Below are 18,624 nucleotides of genomic sequence, written 5' to 3'. Positions count from 1 at the left end.
GCTCAGCCGGCCGTTTGCAAGTGAGGACCGCGATACCACTTCGGATAAAACAGGCGGACCGCGTCGCCCTCGGTGCGCAGCGCGTGGCAGCCGTCGAGCTGAAACGGCTGGCGGTCGGTCGACGCGTTGATCTCTTCGCTCATGGTCTGAAAGGCCGCCGTCGCTACCGCGCCGATCAGTTCGGTCAGGTGCGAGCAGCCGTTCGCGCCGCCGAACAGTCCGCGCACCTCGCGCATGAATCCCGCTGAAATCGTCATGCCGATCAGCTTCCGGTAGTCGGGCGCGACGCGCTCACAAAATCCTGCGTACGGAACGACGGTGGATTCGGCGCGAGCGCCGACGATCAGGAAAGCGGTGCTGACCGTCAGACAGAGGGACATTTCGTGAATCGGATCGCCTGCGCTGCGCGTGACGCCGTGCGACACGCGGTCATAGGTCTTCGTATCGACGAGATGGCCTTCGATGTCGTACAGGCCATCCTTTCGCTTGTAGCCGCGCAATTCAACGCGTCGCGTGTGAAGCAGTTCGCGCTCGACGGTGGCGAGTCCCATCTGCCTCTCCTCGATCAGAGCGTGGCGGCAAGTTCCGGCACGACATTGAACAGATCGCCGACGAGGCCATAGTCGGCGACACCGAAGATCGGGGCTTCTGCGTCCTTGTTGATCGCGACGATGACCTTGCTGTCCTTCATGCCGTCCAAATGTTGAATGGCGCCCGAGATGCCGACTGCCACATACAACTGCGGCGCGACGATCTTGCCGGTTTGGCCGACCTGATAATCGTTCGGGACGAAGCCCGCATCGACTGCGGCACGCGATGCGCCGAGTGCCGCGCCGAGTTTATCGGCGAGCGGTTCGAGCACTTTCGTGTAGTTCTCGCCGTTGCCGAGACCGCGGCCACCCGACACGATGATGGTCGCGCTCGTCAGTTCCGGGCGATCGAGTTTAGTCAGTTTACGACTGACGAACTGCGAAATGCCTGCGTCCGCCGCCGCTTCGATCTTCTCGACCGATGCGCTGCCGCCTTCGGCTGCCACCGGATCGAAGCCGGTCGAACGCACCGTGATCACCTTGATCGGATCGCTCGATTGCACCGTTGCGATGGCGTTGCCGGCGTAGATGGGGCGCTCGAAGGTGTCGGCGCTGTGTACTGCCGTGATGTCGCTGATCTGGGCGACGTCCAGATGCGCGGCGATACGCGGCGCGATGTTTTTACCGTAGGCCGTAGCGGGCGCGAGGATGTGCGAATAATCCTTCGCAATATTCAGCACCGTGCCGTCGATGTTCTCGGCCAGCCCGTCGGCGAGTTGCGGCGCATCGGCGAGCAGCACTTTGGAAACACCCGCGATCCTCGCGGCAGCATCGGCTGCAGCCTGCGCGTTCGAACCTGCCACAAGCACATGAACGTCGCCACCGATCTTCGAAGCAGCTGCAACCGTATTCAGCGTCGCTGCCTTGATCGATGCGTTCTCATGTTCTGCGATTACCAGAATGGTCATGTCCTTTCCCTTTACAGCACTTTGGCTTCGGTCTTGAGCTTCTCGACCAGCGTCTTCACGTCCGGCACCATCACGCCGGCGGAGCGCTTGGGCGGCTCGGCGACTTTCAGGGTCTTCAGACGCGGCGCGACATCGACGCCGAGGTCCGCGGGCTTCAGCGTTTCCAAAGGCTTCTTCTTCGCCTTCATGATGTTGGGCAGCGTGACGTAGCGCGGTTCGTTCAGGCGCAGGTCGGTGGTGATGACTGCGGGCAACTTCAGCGAGAGCGTTTCCGATCCACCATCGACTTCGCGCGCAACGGTCGCTTTGCCGTCTGCGACAACCACTTTCGATGCAAACGTCGCCTGCGGCAATCCCGTCAGCGCAGCCAGCATCTGACCGGTCTGATTCGAATCGTCGTCGATGGCTTGCTTGCCGAGGATCACCAGTTGAGGCTGTTCCTTGTCCACAAGCGCCTTCAGAATCTTCGCGACGGCCAGCGGCTGCAATTCATCAGCCGATTCGACGAGAATCCCGCGATCCGCGCCGATCGCCATCGCCGTACGCAGCGTCTCCTGACATTGCGTCACGCCGCACGACACGGCTACGACTTCAGTCGCAATGCCCGCCTCGCGCAAACGCACCGCTTCTTCGACCGCAATCTCATCGAACGGATTCATCGACATCTTCACGTTCGCGATATCGACACCGCTTCCATCCGACTTCACGCGAACCTTGACGTTGTAGTCGACCACTCTCTTAACCGTCACCAGAATTTTCATGTTCAAACCCTTCCTTCAACAATAGCCCGAGCGAAGCAGGCCGCATCGAAATTTACTTGATGACCAGCACCTTCGAACGATCGAAAGCGACCGTCACCGCGACGATCAAGATCAGCCCGAACACGATCTGCTGCGCGAACACGCTGATGCCGACGAACGTCATGCCCACGCGCGCCACTGACACGAGGAGCGCACCGACCAGTGTCCGGCCGATGCCGCCTGCCCCACCCGTCAGCGCCGTGCCGCCGACAATCACCGCAGCAATCGCGGGAAGCAGGAACTGGTCCGCCAAAGTGGGCGATCCGCTTCCGAGGCGCCCTGCCATCACGACACCCGCGAGCCCGGCAAAGAACGACGATGTCCCGAACACGAGGCATTTGGTCACCGACACGCGCACGCCCGACGCGATTGCCGCTGGCTCGCCCGCGCCGATCGCATCCGTACGCCGACCGAACACCGTCGAGCGATGCAGGAACACACAGAATGCGAACACTGCAATGCCAAGCAGGATTTCGTGCGGCACACCGAACGAGGAGCCGGTGGTCCAGCCGAGCGATGCGTTGCGCATCTCGTCGCTGATACCGATGGAGCGGGTACCGGAGAGCGTCAGCGCAGCCGCCGACGCAATCCCGCCCACCGCAAGCGTCGCGATGAAAGACGGAATCCGCAGGACGGTCTGGATCACGCCGCTAAACAGGCCGATGCCGAACGATGCAGCGAGCGCGACGACCGCGGCCAGCGCCCCGTAACGCGGCAGCAGCATCGCGACGATCACGCTCGATAATGACGCGACCGCCTGCAGCGAAAGGTCGATGCTCCCGAGCAACACGACAAAGGTCGTGCCAGCCGCCATGATGAAGAGCGTCGAACTGTCGGCGAGCAAGCCGAGTTGCGTCGAAGGTGCCAGGAAGCTCGGCTGCGCGATCTCGATCAGCACGTACAGCACGATGAGAGCGAGAAAGGGCGCGTTGTCGCGCAGCTTGGCCGCGAGTGAAGCGTTCAGTTGTGGCATGTTGACCTCAGACCATGTGTTCGACGATTTCGACTTGCGAGGGCTTACAGCCCACCTCGCACGGCAGGACCTTTTCCGCGCGGCCGTCACGCATGACCATCACGCGATGGCTGAGCCCCAGGATCTCTTCGAGCGTATCGCCGGTGAGTACGACAGCGACACCTTCCGCCGTCAGTTCACGGATCAGCTGATAAACCTCCTCCTTCGCACCGACATCGAGGCCGCGCGTCGGATGATCGAGTACCAGGAACTGGCTGCCTGCGAAACGCCACTTCGCGAGCACCACCTTCTGCTGATTGCCGCCCGAGAGATTGCGGCACGATGCGTCGGGCCCCGGCGTCTTGATGTGCAGACGTTTGATCCACTCGTTGGCAAGCGCGCGTTCGCTTGACTTGCGCACGACGCCAGCACGGCTGACTGCGCCAAGGCGAGGCAGGGTGAGGTTTTGCGCAACGCTCATCTGGGTCACGAGCCCCTCCACCTTCCGCTCGCGCGGAACGTATCCGATGCCCAGCGCTACCGCGTGATTCGCCTGCGGCTTGAGGCGGGTCGCGCCTACCATTACTTCCCCCGCATCGAGCTTTTCCAGCCCGGCGATGACCCGGCACAGTTCCTCGCGCCCGGACCCGACCACGCCTGCCACGCCAAATACTTCGCCGCAGCGAACCTCGAAGGACACATCATCGAGCACATGACCCAGCGATGCATTGCGCACCGACAGGGCCACTTCCGCGCGGCAAGGCTTTTGCAGGTTCTCCCGGTAGTACTCGCTGTGCAGGGACCGGCCGACCATCAGTTCGTGGAGCTTCGCCACCGACGCAGTAGCTGAAGCCATTTCCGACACCACCTTGCCGTCCTTCATCACATACACCCGGTCGCTGAGCGACAGCAGTTCATCCAGGCGATGCGAAACGAACACGAACGACGCGCGCGACTTGAGTTCGCGCACAAGGCCGAACAGGATCTCGATCTCCCCGGCTTCGAGCACGGAGGTCGGCTCGTCTAGCAGGATGATCGGCGTGCCGCCGGTGCGGCTCGCGAGCGACAAGGCTCTCGCGAGTTCCACCATCTGTCGCTGGCCGAACGAGAGGTCCTCGCACGGCGTCAGCGGATCGACGTCCAGATGCACCGTGGCAAGTTCCTTCCTGGCTGCGCGCTTGAGCTTGGTCCAGTTCACACGGCCGAACGTGACAAACTCTTCTTCACGGCCGAGGAACAGATTTTCAGCGACCGTCAGGTTGGGCAAAATCGACTGCTCCTGATAGACCATCGCGATGCCCTTGGACGTAGCATCGCGCGGGTTACGGATCACGAGCGGCTTGCCGCCCAGCTCGATCTCGCCAGTGTCCTGGCGGTACGCACCAGTCAGCAGCTTCATCAGCGTGGACTTGCCCGCACCGTTCTCGCCGATCAGACCGACGATTTCATTCGGCCGGACTTCGATCGACACGTCGTCCAGGGCGAGTACACCCGGAAAGCGCTTGGTGACGTTCTTGAGTGAAAGCATGTCTGTTCTCCTCACACTCACTTGACGATGCGCCGGCGCGAGCGATTCAGCGCGAGCGTCACGGCAGCGATGATCAACACACCCTGGATGCCCTGTTGCACATAGGGCGGGACACCCAGCAGCACCATGCCGTTGCTCAGTACGATCACGATCAACGTGCCGATCAGCGTGTTCATCGGGCTGCCGTTGCCGCCTGCAAGCGAGGTCCCGCCCACCACGATCGCCGTGATTGCGACGAACAGCTGGCCGTCGGCGATGCGCGCATGGCCCTGCCCGTACTGCGCGACGGCGAGGATGCCCGCGACGCCATAGAAGGCCCCGGCCAGCGCGAACACTGCGATGCGCACGCGTGATACGCGCACCCCGCTCAGCCGCGCCAGATCCTCGCCGCCACCGATCGCAAGGGTGTGACGACCGAGCAGCGTGTGCTTGTGGATGAACCATGCGACCCCGAGCATCAGCACCGCGATCCAGACGGACAGTGGCACGCCCAGATAGCGCGTGATCGCGATGGCGCGCAGCGACGGGTCGCTCACGCGGATCGTGTTCCCCGACAGCCACGCGGTACCGATCCCCGTTGCAACGAAGCCGATCGCCAACGTCGTGATGAACGAGGGAATGCGCAGGAACACGTGCAGCACGCCATTGGCTAGACCCAGCGCGATTCCTGCGGCGATCGCCACGGCCAGCACCCATAGCCCGAAGTGGTTCTCGTTGTACGAGTTCTCGACCAGCATCGATACCGCAATCGCCGCGACCGCGACAATGCCTTCGGCCGACAGATCGATGCTGCCCAGCTGAATCACGAACGCGGCGCCGAGTGCGATGGTGAGGGGTATCGCGGAACCCACCGCGATCCGCGACAGGTTCATCGGATCGAAGAAGTCGTGGTTCAGCGCGCCGATGCAAAGACCGAGCGCCACCAGCACCAGGAGCGGTGCAAATCGTCGCACGAGTGCCTGCTTCGATACGATCGGAATTCCGGTTGTTCTTGTGGACATGGCCTGCCGGGTGGGCGCTATGGTCAGCTTGTTCATCGATACACCACGGGACCCGCGACGCGGGCATAGAGATTGTTCCAATCGACACCTGGCGCACTCGCACGCTTCATGACGTCCTGGACGTTCGCCTTGGTCACGAAAGTTGCCTTGCAATAGGACTCGCGACGGTCCTTGGGCAGGGTTGCCACATCGACCTTTTTCTCCTTCGCCTGCAGCCCCATCGACAGGCCGATGCCGCCCAGCCAGTACGGATCCCAGTCGACCGACGCGATCAGTTCACCCGCCTTGATCGCGCTGAGTCCGGGCGGCGTGCCGTCCATGCCGGTGACCGGCATCTGGCCGGCCAGGCCTTCCGCGCGAAGTGCCTCGATCGCGCCAAGCGCCATATCGTCGTTCGCGGCCCACACGCCCTTGATCTTCGCGTTGAAACGCGTCATCCAGGCCTGCATGATCGGAAACGCCTTTTGCGAGTTCCAGTCTGCGACCTGGAAGTCGAGCAACTGGATGTCGGGGAACTTCTTCAGCGCCGCGTCGAGACCGGCTTTACGTTCGATCGCCGGCACGTTGCTGAAAATGCCGCCGAGCGCGACGACCCCGCCCTTGCCGCCCATCGCCTTGAACAGTTGCGTGGCGGCTTCCTCGCCGTACGCGACGCCGTCGTACGAGAGATGCGCGACGTAGTTCGGATTTGCATCCCACGGATGCAGATCCTTAGGCTTGTTCCAGATGGTCGTGACGAAGGCGCCCGCCTTCGAGCACGCTTCGACGATCACGCGTGCATCGGCCGAATCGTTCGGATCGACGTTGAGCACGAGATTGCCGCCGGTCCTTTGCAGCAGAGCGCGAATGTCGGCGAGACCCTTCTCGGAACTTCCTTCGGTCGTCAACGGGACATACGGCAAGCCCGCGCTCGCCGCGAAACTCTGCGCACCCTTGTTGAAAGCCGCGTGATACGGATTGGTGAGCGAGCGGAAGGAACAGGCCAGCGTGGGCTGTCCCGCTCCGAGCGACAGGTTCGAAAATCCGCCGCCGGCCACGGCGAAAGCGGCCCCTGCGCCGAGCTTGATGAAGTCCCGGCGCGAAAGGGCCGAGCGTTGGTCTTGTCTGGACATGGTTGTCTCCTCCGAATGAATCGCTAGTAAGACGAATAAATATACGGATATTTACTTGCTGAACAGAGTGCTGGACTACCGGACCCTGACGGATCTCTTCTTGTTACGCCACCGTCGCTGGCGCGTCTCGCATCGGCCGGCCGGCGTAACCGGCCAGCTGACCGGCCACAGGCGCCTGCGCCCCCGCTCGCCCGCGAATCAGGTCCGAGGCTTTCTCCGCGATCATCAGCGTGGGCGCATTGGTGTTGGAGCTGACGATGCGCGGCATCACCGACGAATCTGCAACCCGCAACCCTTCGATGCCATGCACGCGCAATTGCGGATCGACCACGGACATCTCGTCCACACCCATCTTGCAGGTGCCGACCGGGTGATAGCCGGTGCGCCCGTACTGCTTCGCGTACTCCTCGTATTGCGCGTGCGTGCGCACGGCGCCTCCGGGAAAGTGCTCGCTCTTGATGTACCTGGAGAGCGCATGCTGGCTCATGATTTCGCGACTCTGACGAATGCCCTCGACGGCCACCTTCAGGTCGTACGGATCGCGAATGTAGGCGGGATCGATGACCGGTGCGTCCGCGGGGTCGGCGCTGTTGAGCGTGACGCTGCCACGGCTCTTCGGACGCAGGAAGTACGAGTTGAGCGTGCAGCCCGAGCCGGAAGGCACTGGAGGCACGCCCGCTTCCACCCCGGCGCCCGGCAGGAAGTGAAACTGCAGGTCGGGCGTCGGCACATCACTACTGGAATACCAGAACGCTCCACCCTCAGCGATGTTCGACGTCACCGGCCCCTTGTTGAAGATTTTGTATTCGAGGCCGGCGAGCAGCATCATGTGCTTCTTCGCATACTTGTCGAGGCTATAGGGGCCGTTGAGTTCGTACACGATGTCGATGTCGAAGTGATCCTGCAGGTTCGCGCCCACGCCGTCGAGCGCATGCAGCGGCTTGACGCCCACGCGTTCGAGATCGGCTGCGCGACCGATGCCGGAGAGCATCAGCAGCTTGGGCGAGCCGATCGCGCCCGCCGTCACGATGACTTCGCGTTCGGCCCGTGCAATGACCACGTTCGCGCGCGACTGCTGATCGGCATATTCGACGCCCACCGCGCGACCGTTCTCGATCACGATGCGCGACACGAGGCAATTCGTCTTCACGGTCAGGTTGTTGCGCGAGCGGGCCTGCTTGAGGTAGCCGACCGCCGCGCTGCAACGACGGCCGCCGCGCTGGGTCACCTGATAAACCCCGACGCCCTCTTGGTGCGCGCCGTTGAAATCGCTGTTGTACGGCAAGCCCGCTTCCTGGCCGGCCAGCACGAAAGCCTTCGTGAGTTCATTGACGCTGATGAGATCGGATACGCCGAGCGGGCCGCCGACGCCGTGATACTCATTGCACAGGCGCTCGTTGTCCTCCATGCGCCGCAGATAGGGGAGCACGCCATCGCGAAAGCCCCAGCCGGCACAGCCGTCGCGTTCCCAGCCATCGTAGTCGGCGGGCTGGCCGCGGGTGTAGACCATCGCATTGATCGAGCCGCCGCCGCCGAGCACGCGTGCCTGCGCAAACGGAATCTGCCTGCGTTGCGTTTCCGCTGCCGCCGCCGTGCGATAGCCCCAGGTCAACGGGCCGCCCGTCATCTTGAAGAAGCCGACCGGCATATGGATGTAGGGGTCGGTGTCGGCGGGACCGGCCTCGAGCAACAGCACACGGTTGCCGGCATCTTCGGTGAGACGCGCTGCCAGCGCGCAGCCCGCCGGGCCGCCGCCCACGATCACATAGTCATACATTGCTGTCTCCGATTCTGTGTTCCATGCGGTTCTTCACGACCGCTATGTTGATAAATTGTTCTTACGCAATCCAGCGCGGCCGGTTGCCGAGCTGGACGTGCACCGACTTGAGTTCCGTGTATTCCTCGACGCCATAGCGCCCCGTCTCGCGACCGATCCCCGATTGCTTGACACCGCCGATGGGCAGTTCAGGGCCGCCAGTGATCGTGCAATTCACCCAGATGCGTCCGGCCTGAACGTCGCGCAGGCTCTTGAACGCGCCTTGCAGATCGCGGGTCCAGATGCTCGCGGCGAGCCCGTACGGCACGCCGTTCGCCAGCTGGATCGCCTGCTCGAAGGTGTCGAACGTCGTGACCGCGAGCACCGGCCCGAAAATCTCTTCCTGCGCGAGTGCGCTGCCGGGCTGCACGTTGCGAAACACCGTCGGCTGGATGAAGAAGCGCTCGCCTTCGCTGCTGGCGGTGCCGCCGCAGACGAGTTGCGCACCGTCGCGCGTACCAGCGTCGATGAAGCCGCGAATCTTGTCGAACTGACGCGCCTCCACAATGGCGCCGACGTGGTTGGACGCATCGAGCGGGTCGCCGACGCGCACCTTTGCCAGCACCGCCTGCACGCGCTCGACGAGCTCCTGTTCGACCGACCGGTGCACGACGAGCCGGCTGCCCGACACGCAGCACTGGCCCGCGTTGAAGGCGATCCCGAACGCAATGGCATCGGCTGCGTCGTCGAGATCGGCGTCGGCGAAAACGATCTGAGGATTCTTGCCGCCCAGTTCGAGTCCGACCTTTTTCATGTTGCCGCCAGCGGCAGCGAGCACCGAACGCCCCACCGGCGTCGAACCGGTGAACGAGATCATGTCGACGTCCATGTGTTCCGCGAGTGCCTGGCCGACCACCGAGCCGAGTCCCGTCACCACGTTGACCACGCCATCGGGCAGGCCCGCTTCGGTGAGCAGCGCGGCAAGCCTGAGCGTCGTGGTCGACGTCAGTTCCGCGGGCTTGACGACCACCGTACATCCCGCCGTCAGAGCGAACGGCAGGCGCTCCGAAAGAATGAAGAACGGAAAATTCCACGGCGTGACGATGCCGACCACGCCGACCGGCTGCCGCACGACCAGTCCGAACATGTCCGGGCCGAGCGTGTCATGCGAGTCGCCGTGCACCACGCGGGCGAGCCCCGCCGCGTATTCCCAGATGCCTGCCGCCGCGGTGACTTCGCCGCGCGACTGGCCGATGGGCTTGCCGCTTTCGAGCGTCTCGAGATACGCCAGCGTCTCGACGTTGTCGCGGATCAACTGGGCCACCTTGAGCAGCACCGCCGCGCGTTGCTCGCCCGGCAGCCCCGACCAGCGGCCGTCATCGAACGCGCGCCGCGCGGCTGCGACCGCGAGGTCCAGGTCGCCCTTCGATGCCCGCAACGTGGCGGTCACCGGCATGCCGTGGCCGGGGCTCTTGCGCGTCACCCAGTCGCTTGCGCCAGCGAAGTCCTTGCCGTCGATGAACATGGGCGCGCGCACCGGCTCGGTGGGTAGGTGCAGCGCGGCTGCCAGTTCGCTCAAATCCGTCATTCCTGCCTCCAATTAAGCCTTTTACGACGACGCTCAAAATCCGCCGTCTCTTCAGGACAGCGACGCCGCCCCGCGTTGTCCGGAATCATTCTGCACCATCCGGTTACTTCCTAGCAACCACCATTTTGGTTTATAGTCAGCGACACGGCATCAGCCGGTTGCGTCCTCCGACTTCTTCTTTCGACAACCACATGACTCTTGCAACCACACCCCCAAGACGCGCATCAAAGCCTGCTGAAGCAGTTGTCGAGCGCCAGCCCAGGCAGCGGGATCCGGAGGTCACGCGGGCCCGCATCCTCGAAGCCGCGAAGAAAGAGTTCGCCAAGCTGGGGCTCGCCGGTGCCCGTGTCGAAGCAATCGCCACGCGCGCCAAAGCCAACAAGCGGATGATCTATCACTACTTCGGCAGCAAGGAGGGACTCTTTGTCGCCGTGCTCGAAGATGCCTACGCCGATATCCGCTCCGCCGAACTGAAGCTCGACCTCGACCATCTGTCGCCCGAAGACGCACTCGTCGCGCTCACCACGCATACCTGGAACTACTACCTCCGCAACCCCGAGTTCATGACGCTCGTGAACAGCGAGAACCTTCATAAGGCGCGTCACGTCAAGAAGTCCCAGCGGTTTAAGGAACTGCATCACGGCTTCATCTCGATGCTGCAGCGCATACTCGATCGCGGCGTCGAAGCAGGTGCATTTAGGAGCGGCGTCGATGCACGGCAACTGCACATCACGATGGCCGCCATCGGCTACTACTACCTGACGAACCGTTTCACGAGCGGCGTGATCTTCGACATCGACTTCATGGACAAGGCGGCCCTGAAAAACCGTCTTGAGTTCAATGTCGAGACCATCCTGCGACTCGTGCGCCCCTGACAGCCCGGGCGCGCGGGAGGCGCAACAATCCACGCGCCGGGGCGTCATGCTGCCTTTTCCCGCGTCGCGCACGCGCCCTGCTTCGTCCGCGTGAGCAATGTTTCATCTACGAGCGGGCGAAATGCCATGCGCGCCAGTACATCGCGCTCGACATCGATGCCTTCCGCAACTTCGATCAGGCGCACGCCGTCCGCATCGAGACGAAACACTGCGCGCTCCGTCACATACAGCACTTCCTGCTTGCTGAGGCGCGCCTGCTCGCCGCTGAACGTGATGTGCTGCACGCGTTCGACGAGCTTCGGCACGCTCCCTGACGACACGATGTTCAGGCGCGTCCCCACTTGTTCGACCTCCAGCCCCTTCGCTTCGAAACTCCCGCAAAACACGATCTTGCGTGCGCCCTGGGTGATGTCGATGAAGCCGCCAGGGCCGACCACCGTCGCGCCGAGCTTCGACACGTTGATGTTGCCTTCGCCATCCATCTCGCCCATGCCGAGAAACGTGACATCGACGCCTCCGCCGCTGTAGAAGTCGAACTGGTCGACGCTCGGCAGGATCGCCTCCGCATTGCGCGCTGTGCCGAACATCGGGCCATCGAGCATCGCGCCGTTGTGGATGCCCTGCTCGACCGATCCCCAGAACGTGCCGACCCGCCCCTGTTCCGCCAGCAAGGCCGGAATGCCGCCCGGAATCCCAAAGCCGAAATTCGCCGACTGTCCGGCATGCAACTCGTGCGCGGCCCGCGACGCGATGATGCGGCGAATGCCCGTCGGCACTTCGTAGAAGCCATCGCCGATTGCGCATAGCGCTTCGCCGCTCAACGCCGGATCGTAGTCGGACACGACGCATTGCACCTGCTCCGGTGTCTCGACCAGCGTGTCGACCAGGATGCCGGGTATGCGCACGAGCCGCGCCGGCACGTATCCCGCCGGCTCGCGCTCTTTCACCTGGACGAACACGTGGCCGCCGCAGTTATGGGCCGCGAGCGCTGCGGCGTAGACGTCGAGATCGGCTGGCTCGCGGCGCAGCGTGACGTTGCCGCTTTCATCCGCCGACGAGCCACGCAAGATCGCGAAATCCACCTGGAACGGCTTGTAGCGAAGGTATTCCTTCCCATCCAGTTCGATCAGTTCGACCAGATCCTCGGTCGCACGCTCGTTTATCTTTCCGCCATCGATGCGCGGATCGACGAAGGTGCGCAGGCCGACGTGCGTGACAAGACCAGGCCGGCCGGCGCCGATTTCGCGCAGCAGCGTGGAGATCGCGCCAGCCGGAAAGCTATATGCCTCGAAGGCGTTTTCGCTGGCCAGCTTCTGCATCGCGGGTGCCCAGCTCCAGTGTCCGCCGATCACGCGCCTGACCATGCCCGGGTGTGCAAAGCGCCCCAGTCCACTGCCCTTTCCGTCGCCGATTCCCAGCGCATGCACGAGCGTCAGGTCGCGCGGATGTCCGGTTGCGAGAAAGCGCTGCTCAAGCTGCGCGAGCAACGCGTCCGCTTCGAGCAGACCGCCTCCGGAACCTGCAAGCGCGATCGTCGCGCCGTCGAATATCTGCTCGACCGCATCAGCAGCCGCCTTCCACTTGTTCACTGCACCCTCCGTTCAGATCGGCCGCAAAACCCGTTGACAGCGGCCATTCGTTGGTCTTAAATAACCCACCAGATGGTTACTTGTTGCGAATGTTGGCACACGAAACCTCTGAATTCAAGGGGTATTACGCGGCGCTCGGGTTTACCTGAGCCGGCGCGTTGTACCGGAAAAATCAGGTATGACGATTACACAGGAGACAGCATGAAACTCTCGGAAACGCACGAGCAAATCCGCGACACAACGCGCCGTTTTGCGCATGCGGTGATCCGGCCCGTGGCCGAAGCGCTCGATCGCGAGGAGCGCTTTCCAGCGGAGATTTACAAGCAGATGGGCGAACTCGGCCTGTTCGGCATCACGGTGCCGGAGGCGTTCGGCGGTGCCGGGCTCGACGTCACCGCGTACGCGCTCGTGATGGAAGAGTTGTCGCGTGGTTACGCGTCGGTCGCGGACCAGTGCGGCCTGCTCGAACTGGTCGGCACGCTGCTAAGCGTGCACGGCAGCGACGACCAGCGCGCGAAGTACATGGAGCCGTTGTTGCGCGCCGAACTGCGGCCGGCTTACTGCATCACCGAATCGGACGCGGGCACCGACGTATCCGGCATTCGCACCACTGCTACGCGCACCGTTGACGGCTGGGAGCTCAGCGGCGCCAAGCTCTGGATCCATAACGCACCGGTCGCGGACCTGGCCTTCGTGCTCGCGCGCACCGACCCGTCGGCGGGCAAGCGCGGCATGAGCATATTCATCGTCGATTGTCATTCGGCGGGCGTATCCAAGGGCCCGAAGGAACACAAGATGGGCCAGCGTGCATCGCAGGTTGGCGAACTGCATTTCGATCGCGTGAAGCTCCCGCACGACGCCCTGCTCGGAAAGGAAGGCCGCGGCTTTCACATCATGATGAGCGTGCTCGACAAGGGCCGCGTGGGCATCGCGGCGCTGGCCGTCGGCATCGCGCAGGCAGGTCTCGAAGCGGCGCTGGAGTATGCACAGACGCGCAAGCAGTTCGGCGCTCACATCGCCGAATTTCAAGGAGTCCAGTGGATGCTCGCGGACATGGCGAAGGACATTCAGGCCGCGCGCCTGCTGGTGCGCGACGCGGCCGAACGTCTCGAAGCCGGCGACCGCGCGAGCATTGCGTGCTCGATGGCGAAGTGCTTCGCCGGCGACACGGCGGTCAAGCACAGCGCCAATGCCGTGCAGATTTTCGGCGGCAGTGGCTACATTCGCGGCTATGAAGTCGAGCGGCTCTATCGCGATGCGAAGATCACGCAGATCTATGAAGGCACGAATCAGATCCAGCGCACGATCATCGCCCGCGAGCTCATCGCCAATGGAGCGTCGTTATGAGCGGCCGCCCCGTTGCACTTGTCACTGGTAGCCGGCGCGGCATCGGCCGGGCGATTGCGGTCGAACTCGGCCGCGCCGGGTTCGACGTGGCGCTCACCGATGCAGTTGCATCCGATGAACTCGACCGGGCCGTCGCCGAAGTCGAGCAGACTGGCGTCAATGCGATCGCAGTCGTGTCCGACCTCGCCGACATCGACTCGCATCGGACCACGCTGCTCGATATCGAAGAGCGTCTCGGCGGCCCAATCGATTGTCTTGTGAACAACGCGGGCGTATCGGTGATGTCCCGCGGCGACCTGCTCGATGTGACGCCCGAGAGCTTCGACCGCTGTATCGCCGTCAATACGCGCGGCACGTTCTTCCTGACCCAGGCATTCGCCAAGCACTTCCTCGCCCGCGCGCGAACCAGCGTCGCGCCTCACCCGAGCGTCATCACGATCACGTCGTCGAACGCGGTCGCCGCTTCGCCTTTGCGTAGCGAATACTGCGTGTCGAAGGCCGGCTTGTCGATGGCGACCACACTCTTTTCGTTGCGGCTCGCCGAGCACGGCGTCGGCGTCTATGAGGTCCAGCCCGGCCTGATCGAGACAGAGATGACCGCACCCTCCCGCGCGCGCTACGACGTGCAGATGGAGCAAGGCCTCACGGCCATCAAGCGCTGGGGCACCCCTCAGGAAGTGGCGACGACTGTCCGCACGCTCGCGACGGGCGGCCTGCCTTACAGCGTTGGACAAGCCATCCGCGTCGACGGCGGCCTCCTCGTGACCAAATACTGACACGCATATGAACCTGACACTCAAACTTCCGACGGCGCTCGGCACGATGGACAGCTATCGCCTGCATGGCTCGCCGCTCGACGTTCGCACTCCCGCTCGGGCGTTCAACCGCATCGCCTACTCGGCCGCCCACGTAGTGGCCGATCCGCTGCGCGCGGGCGAGCTGAACGGGACGCCCGCAATCGACTGGGAGCGCACGCTCGAATATCGCCGCTATCTGCTCAAGCAAGGGCTCGGCATTGCCGAAGCGATGGACACCGCACAACGCGGCATGGGTCTGCCCTGGAACAGCGCGATCGAGTTGATCACCCGCACGGTTGAAGGCACGCGCGATATCCCCGGTGCGTTGATCGCTTCAGGCTGCGGCACAGACCACGTTGCACTGCATTCGATCACCAGCTGCGACCAGGTGATCCGTGCATATGCGGAGCAACTCGAAGCCGTCCAGCGCGTCGGCGGCCGCATCATCCTGATGGCGAGCCGCGCACTGGCCCGCGTGGCTCGCTCGCCGGACGACTATCGGCGCGTCTATCGCGAAGTGCTGGCTATGTGCGACAAGCCAGTGATTCTGCACTGGCTCGGCGAGATGTTCGACCCTGAACTCGCCGGCTACTGGGGCGTGCCGGACTACGAGAGCGCAGCGCGAGTCTGCCTTGATGTGATCGGCGACAGCGTCGATCGCGTCGACGGCATCAAGATATCGCTACTCGACGACGCAAAGGAAATCGCTTTCCGGCGACAACTGCCGCCCGCGGTAAAGATGTACACCGGCGACGATTTCAACTACCCCAACCTGATTGCGGGCGATGACGCGGGATATTCGCACGCGTTGCTCGGCATCTTCGATGCGATCGCTCCGGCCGCGTCGCAGGCTCTTGACGCGCTCGCCGCCGACGACCTCGACGCTTTCCACACGCTGCTGACGCCGACGGTGCCGTTGTCGCGCCACATCTTCCGGGCGCCGACGCAGTACTACAAGACCGGCGTCGTGTTCCTCGCATACCTGAACGGATTCCAGGACCACTTCTTCATGCTTGGCGGTCACCATGGGATGCGCCCGCCCGCCTATCTCGCGGACGTGTTCCGCCTTGCCGATCAGGCGGGCCTCCTGCGCGACCCTGAAGATGCCAGCGTGCGCGTGCGCAAGGTCATGGCATCGCTCGGCTGTGGAGACTGACCATGAACAGCTCAAAGGGGCCCGTGCGGCACATCGTGTTATGCCGATTCCGCAGCGAAGTGGCGGCTTCGAGTCGCCTCGCCTTCTTCGAGCAGATCAGACGGCTCGCGGAAATTCCGGGCATCGCGTTCACGAACTTCGAGTGCGGGCCCAATATCTCGCCGGAGGGATACGGTCTGAGCTTCGCCGATGGCTTCATGATGGATTTCGCGAGCCGCGACGAGTGCATTACCTACCTCGCGCATCCGACCCATCGCGCAATCGGTGCGCGACTCATCGAAGCGCTGGAAGGCGGCGTTCACGGACTGCTCGTCTTCGATATCAATCTGGACAATCATGAGAAACCTGAAGGAAAGACTCGACCTGTGCTCCATCAACACCGCGACGCTCGGTCACCGCGAACCGCTCAGCCGCACGATTGACCGGATCGCCAGCGCGGGGTTCGGCGGCATTGCGCCTTGGCGTCACGAAGTGGAGAAGGCGAACGTGGCGGAGATCGCAAGGCAAGTCAAAGCGCTCGATCTCACCGTCACCGGCTATTGTCGTTCGACGTATTTGCCGGCCGCAACGCATGCTCAATTCGTCGCGAACGTCGATGAGAGCAAGGCCGCGCTACGCGATGCCGCGACACTCGGCGCACGGTGCTTCGTGATGGTGGTCGGCGGTTTGCCGGAAGGCAGCCGCGATTTGAACGGCGCACGAGAACAAGTCGCCGATGGCATCGCGCAATTGCTCGAAACAGCGCGCGAATACGGCGTTCCGCTCGCGCTCGAACCGCTGCATCCGATGTACGCCGCCGATCGCGCCGTGCTCAACACGCTGGCGCGGGCACTGGATATCTGCGATGCACTCGATCCAGAACGCTCCGGCTTTCTCGGGGTCGCTGTCGACGTCTATCACTGCTGGTGGGATCCTGCGTTGCAGGCGTCGATCTCGGCGGCTGGTCTTAACGACAGGATTCTTGCCTACCACGTGTGCGACTGGCTGCGCGAAACCCGCGACATGCTGCTTGATCGCGGCATGATGGGCGATGGTGTCGTCGATCTGGCCGCGGTGCGCGAAAACATCGAGCGCGCCGGATATGAAGGGTTGATCGAGGTCGAGATATTTTCGAAAGAGAATTGGTGGCGTCGCGATCCGGATGAGGTGCTTTGCATCTGCTCGGAACGGCTCCAGACGGTATGTTGATGAACCTGTTGAACATCACGAGGAAACGTCCATGCGCGACATGATTTGTTGGGGCGTGCTCGGCGCGGCCAGAATCGCCGACAATTTCGTGGTGCCGGCCATCCAGCGATCGAGCAACGGTCGAGTAGTCTCTGTAGCGGCCCGCGATGGCGAGCGCGCCGCGCGTTTCGCTGCGAAGCACGGCATACCCGTCTGGCGGGCGAATTACGATGAAGTGATCGCGAGCGATGGGGTCGACGCCGTGTACATTCCATTGCCGACTGCCAGTCATTTCGAGTGGTGCAGGAAGGCGCTTCTCGCAGGCAAGCACGTGTTGTGCGAGAAGCCAATCGCGATGAACGCCTCTCAGGTTCGGGAACTCATTGCACTTCGCGACGCGACCGGGCTTTTGTGCGGCGAAGCGTTCATGGTGGCGCATCATCCGCAATGGGCCTTCGCGCGTGAACGGATCGCTGATGGCACGCTCGGCAATCTCGAACTCGTTGAAGGCTCTTTCACCTATTTCAATGACGACCCTGCGGCCCTCAAGAACGACCTCGCGCTTGGAGGCGGTGGCGTGCGGGACATCGGTGTCTACCCGGTCGTGACGACGCGCATCGCGACCGGCCTCGAACCGCTCTCGGTAGGCGCTGACATTACCATCGACCCGCGCTATGGCACCGACAAACTTGCAATCTGCAAGTTGGACTTCGCGGGCTTTCGGCTGAACTTCTACTGCGGAACCCAGCTCGCGCGGCGGCAGCACATGGTTTTCCATGGTTCCAAGGGTTGGCTTTCGCTGGAGGCGCCATTCAACCCAGGCGTGTATGCCGACGCGAAAATCAGTCTTCGCTCCGATGCCGGCGGCAGAGTTGAGACGTTCCATTTCGACGGAGGCGATCAGTATCAGTTGATGGTGGAGAATTTCGGCTCGGTGCTGAACGGACGAAGCAAGGCGATCGCATTCTCGCTTGAAAATTCGCTCGGCAACCAGCTCGTCATCGGCCAGATCCTGTCGCATGCGATCCGCTAACGTCTCCATGATGAAAATGCATACGATCGACCTCCACGGACTTCAAGAGGCTCGCGCACTCGCCGCCGCATCGGCCAATGCCGAGGACGCCTCCGTCTGGCGATGGTTCTCTGCCTTGCTGGAGAGCGGGAGGATCCGCTGGTGCCTGCGGGACACCGGATGGCTCGTCTCGGTGAATCATCGCCATGTGGCGACCGCCGCGTCTTTCGACGAAGCGATTCGAACAGCAAAGGCGCGGTCGGACTTCCTGTCCATGTGACGCCTTGATGTTTGTGGCGGCGTGTTGGTACGGACTCAAGCAGCCCGCACTCCAAAGCGCAAACGTTCGACCTGAACCGGTTGCGAAGTGTATGGCCTGCAAGCGGACAACAGAGAGCACCGACAGCGGATTTTAGCCCGAACCGGCACGATGGTTCGCCCCCCGC

Annotated in this window: 18 protein-coding genes; 8 read left to right on the top strand and 10 right to left on the bottom strand. The window is 63.1% G+C overall.

The window, feature by feature from the left end:
- Positions 1-2: 2 nt before the first annotated feature.
- From AWB81_RS14675 to AWB81_RS14635, 9 genes are all read right to left on the bottom strand, one after another.
- Entirely contained in the window at positions 3-551 is a 549-nt protein-coding gene (locus tag AWB81_RS14675) for a DUF2889 domain-containing protein (protein WP_062636492.1), read from the bottom strand.
- 14 nt (positions 552-565) lie between these two features.
- Entirely contained in the window at positions 566-1,498 is a 933-nt protein-coding gene (locus AWB81_RS14670) for an electron transfer flavoprotein subunit alpha/FixB family protein (protein WP_062636490.1), read from the bottom strand.
- A gap of 11 nt (positions 1,499-1,509) precedes the next feature.
- On the bottom strand, positions 1,510-2,259 hold the full coding sequence (locus AWB81_RS14665) for an electron transfer flavoprotein subunit beta/FixA family protein (RefSeq protein WP_062636488.1): 750 nt from the start codon (positions 2,257-2,259) through the stop codon (positions 1,510-1,512).
- A 52-nt stretch (positions 2,260-2,311) separates the two neighbouring features.
- Positions 2,312-3,271: an ABC transporter permease gene (locus tag AWB81_RS14660; protein ID WP_062636485.1), complete on the bottom strand. Its 960-nt coding sequence runs from the start codon at positions 3,269-3,271 to the stop codon at positions 2,312-2,314.
- Between the two features lie 7 nt (positions 3,272-3,278).
- Positions 3,279-4,778 carry a sugar ABC transporter ATP-binding protein gene (locus AWB81_RS14655; protein ID WP_062636483.1) on the bottom strand — a complete coding sequence of 500 codons (1,500 nt, stop codon included), beginning with the start codon at positions 4,776-4,778 and terminating at the stop codon, positions 3,279-3,281.
- A 17-nt stretch (positions 4,779-4,795) separates the two neighbouring features.
- A complete protein-coding gene (locus tag AWB81_RS14650; RefSeq protein ID WP_062636481.1) occupies positions 4,796-5,779 on the bottom strand; it encodes an ABC transporter permease in 984 nt (327 codons plus the stop codon).
- A gap of 32 nt (positions 5,780-5,811) precedes the next feature.
- On the bottom strand, positions 5,812-6,891 hold the full coding sequence (locus tag AWB81_RS14645; RefSeq protein ID WP_062636479.1) for a sugar ABC transporter substrate-binding protein: 1,080 nt from the start codon (positions 6,889-6,891) through the stop codon (positions 5,812-5,814).
- A 103-nt stretch (positions 6,892-6,994) separates the two neighbouring features.
- Positions 6,995-8,668, bottom strand: a complete 1,674-nt coding sequence (locus AWB81_RS14640) for a GMC family oxidoreductase (protein WP_062636477.1) — start codon at positions 8,666-8,668, stop codon at positions 6,995-6,997.
- Between the two features lie 61 nt (positions 8,669-8,729).
- Positions 8,730-10,235: an aldehyde dehydrogenase family protein gene (locus tag AWB81_RS14635; RefSeq protein WP_087134985.1), complete on the bottom strand. Its 1,506-nt coding sequence runs from the start codon at positions 10,233-10,235 to the stop codon at positions 8,730-8,732.
- Positions 10,236-10,426: 191 nt separating this feature from the next.
- Between AWB81_RS14635 and AWB81_RS14630 the strand changes: the two genes are divergently transcribed.
- Positions 10,427-11,110 (top strand): TetR/AcrR family transcriptional regulator, encoded by a 684-nt coding sequence (locus AWB81_RS14630; RefSeq protein ID WP_062636475.1) that lies wholly within the window; start codon positions 10,427-10,429, stop codon positions 11,108-11,110.
- Between the two features lie 44 nt (positions 11,111-11,154).
- Here the strand turns inward: AWB81_RS14630 and AWB81_RS14625 are convergent, their stop codons facing one another.
- The gene (locus AWB81_RS14625; RefSeq protein ID WP_062636473.1) at positions 11,155-12,699 is read right to left on the bottom strand and encodes an acyl CoA:acetate/3-ketoacid CoA transferase; all 1,545 of its coding nucleotides are present in this window, start codon (positions 12,697-12,699) and stop codon (positions 11,155-11,157) included.
- Between the two features lie 201 nt (positions 12,700-12,900).
- Here AWB81_RS14625 and AWB81_RS14620 point away from each other — a divergent pair, with 201 nt between their 5' ends.
- From AWB81_RS14620 to AWB81_RS14590, 7 genes are read left to right on the top strand one after another with little or no spacing between them, the layout of a single operon-like run.
- Entirely contained in the window at positions 12,901-14,046 is a 1,146-nt protein-coding gene (locus AWB81_RS14620) for an acyl-CoA dehydrogenase family protein (RefSeq protein ID WP_062636471.1), read from the top strand.
- Positions 14,043-14,822, top strand: coding sequence for a 3-ketoacyl-ACP reductase (locus AWB81_RS14615; RefSeq protein ID WP_062636468.1), 780 nt, complete (start codon positions 14,043-14,045; stop codon positions 14,820-14,822). The genes AWB81_RS14620 and AWB81_RS14615 overlap by 4 nt, the downstream gene beginning before the upstream one ends.
- 7 nt (positions 14,823-14,829) lie before the next feature.
- On the top strand, positions 14,830-15,999 hold the full coding sequence (locus tag AWB81_RS14610; RefSeq protein ID WP_062636465.1) for a dihydrodipicolinate synthase family protein: 1,170 nt from the start codon (positions 14,830-14,832) through the stop codon (positions 15,997-15,999).
- 2 nt (positions 16,000-16,001) lie between these two features.
- Complete coding sequence (locus AWB81_RS48760; RefSeq protein ID WP_062636463.1) at positions 16,002-16,421, top strand: Dabb family protein; 420 nt, start codon at positions 16,002-16,004, stop codon at positions 16,419-16,421.
- Positions 16,336-17,187 (top strand): sugar phosphate isomerase/epimerase family protein, encoded by an 852-nt coding sequence (locus AWB81_RS14600; protein WP_062636461.1) that lies wholly within the window; start codon positions 16,336-16,338, stop codon positions 17,185-17,187. Before AWB81_RS48760 ends, AWB81_RS14600 begins: the two co-directional genes overlap by 86 nt.
- 31 nt (positions 17,188-17,218) lie before the next feature.
- Positions 17,219-18,199 carry a Gfo/Idh/MocA family protein gene (locus AWB81_RS14595; RefSeq protein ID WP_062636459.1) on the top strand — a complete coding sequence of 327 codons (981 nt, stop codon included), beginning with the start codon at positions 17,219-17,221 and terminating at the stop codon, positions 18,197-18,199.
- A 16-nt stretch (positions 18,200-18,215) separates the two neighbouring features.
- Positions 18,216-18,458 carry a hypothetical protein gene (locus AWB81_RS14590; RefSeq protein WP_235025803.1) on the top strand — a complete coding sequence of 81 codons (243 nt, stop codon included), beginning with the start codon at positions 18,216-18,218 and terminating at the stop codon, positions 18,456-18,458.
- Positions 18,459-18,624 lie beyond the last annotated feature (166 nt).

The organism is Caballeronia arationis (assembly GCF_001544975.2).
In the GTDB taxonomy this organism is placed as follows: Bacteria; Pseudomonadota; Gammaproteobacteria; order Burkholderiales; family Burkholderiaceae; genus Caballeronia; species Caballeronia arationis.
This window is presented reverse-complemented; position numbering and strand designations above follow the sequence as displayed.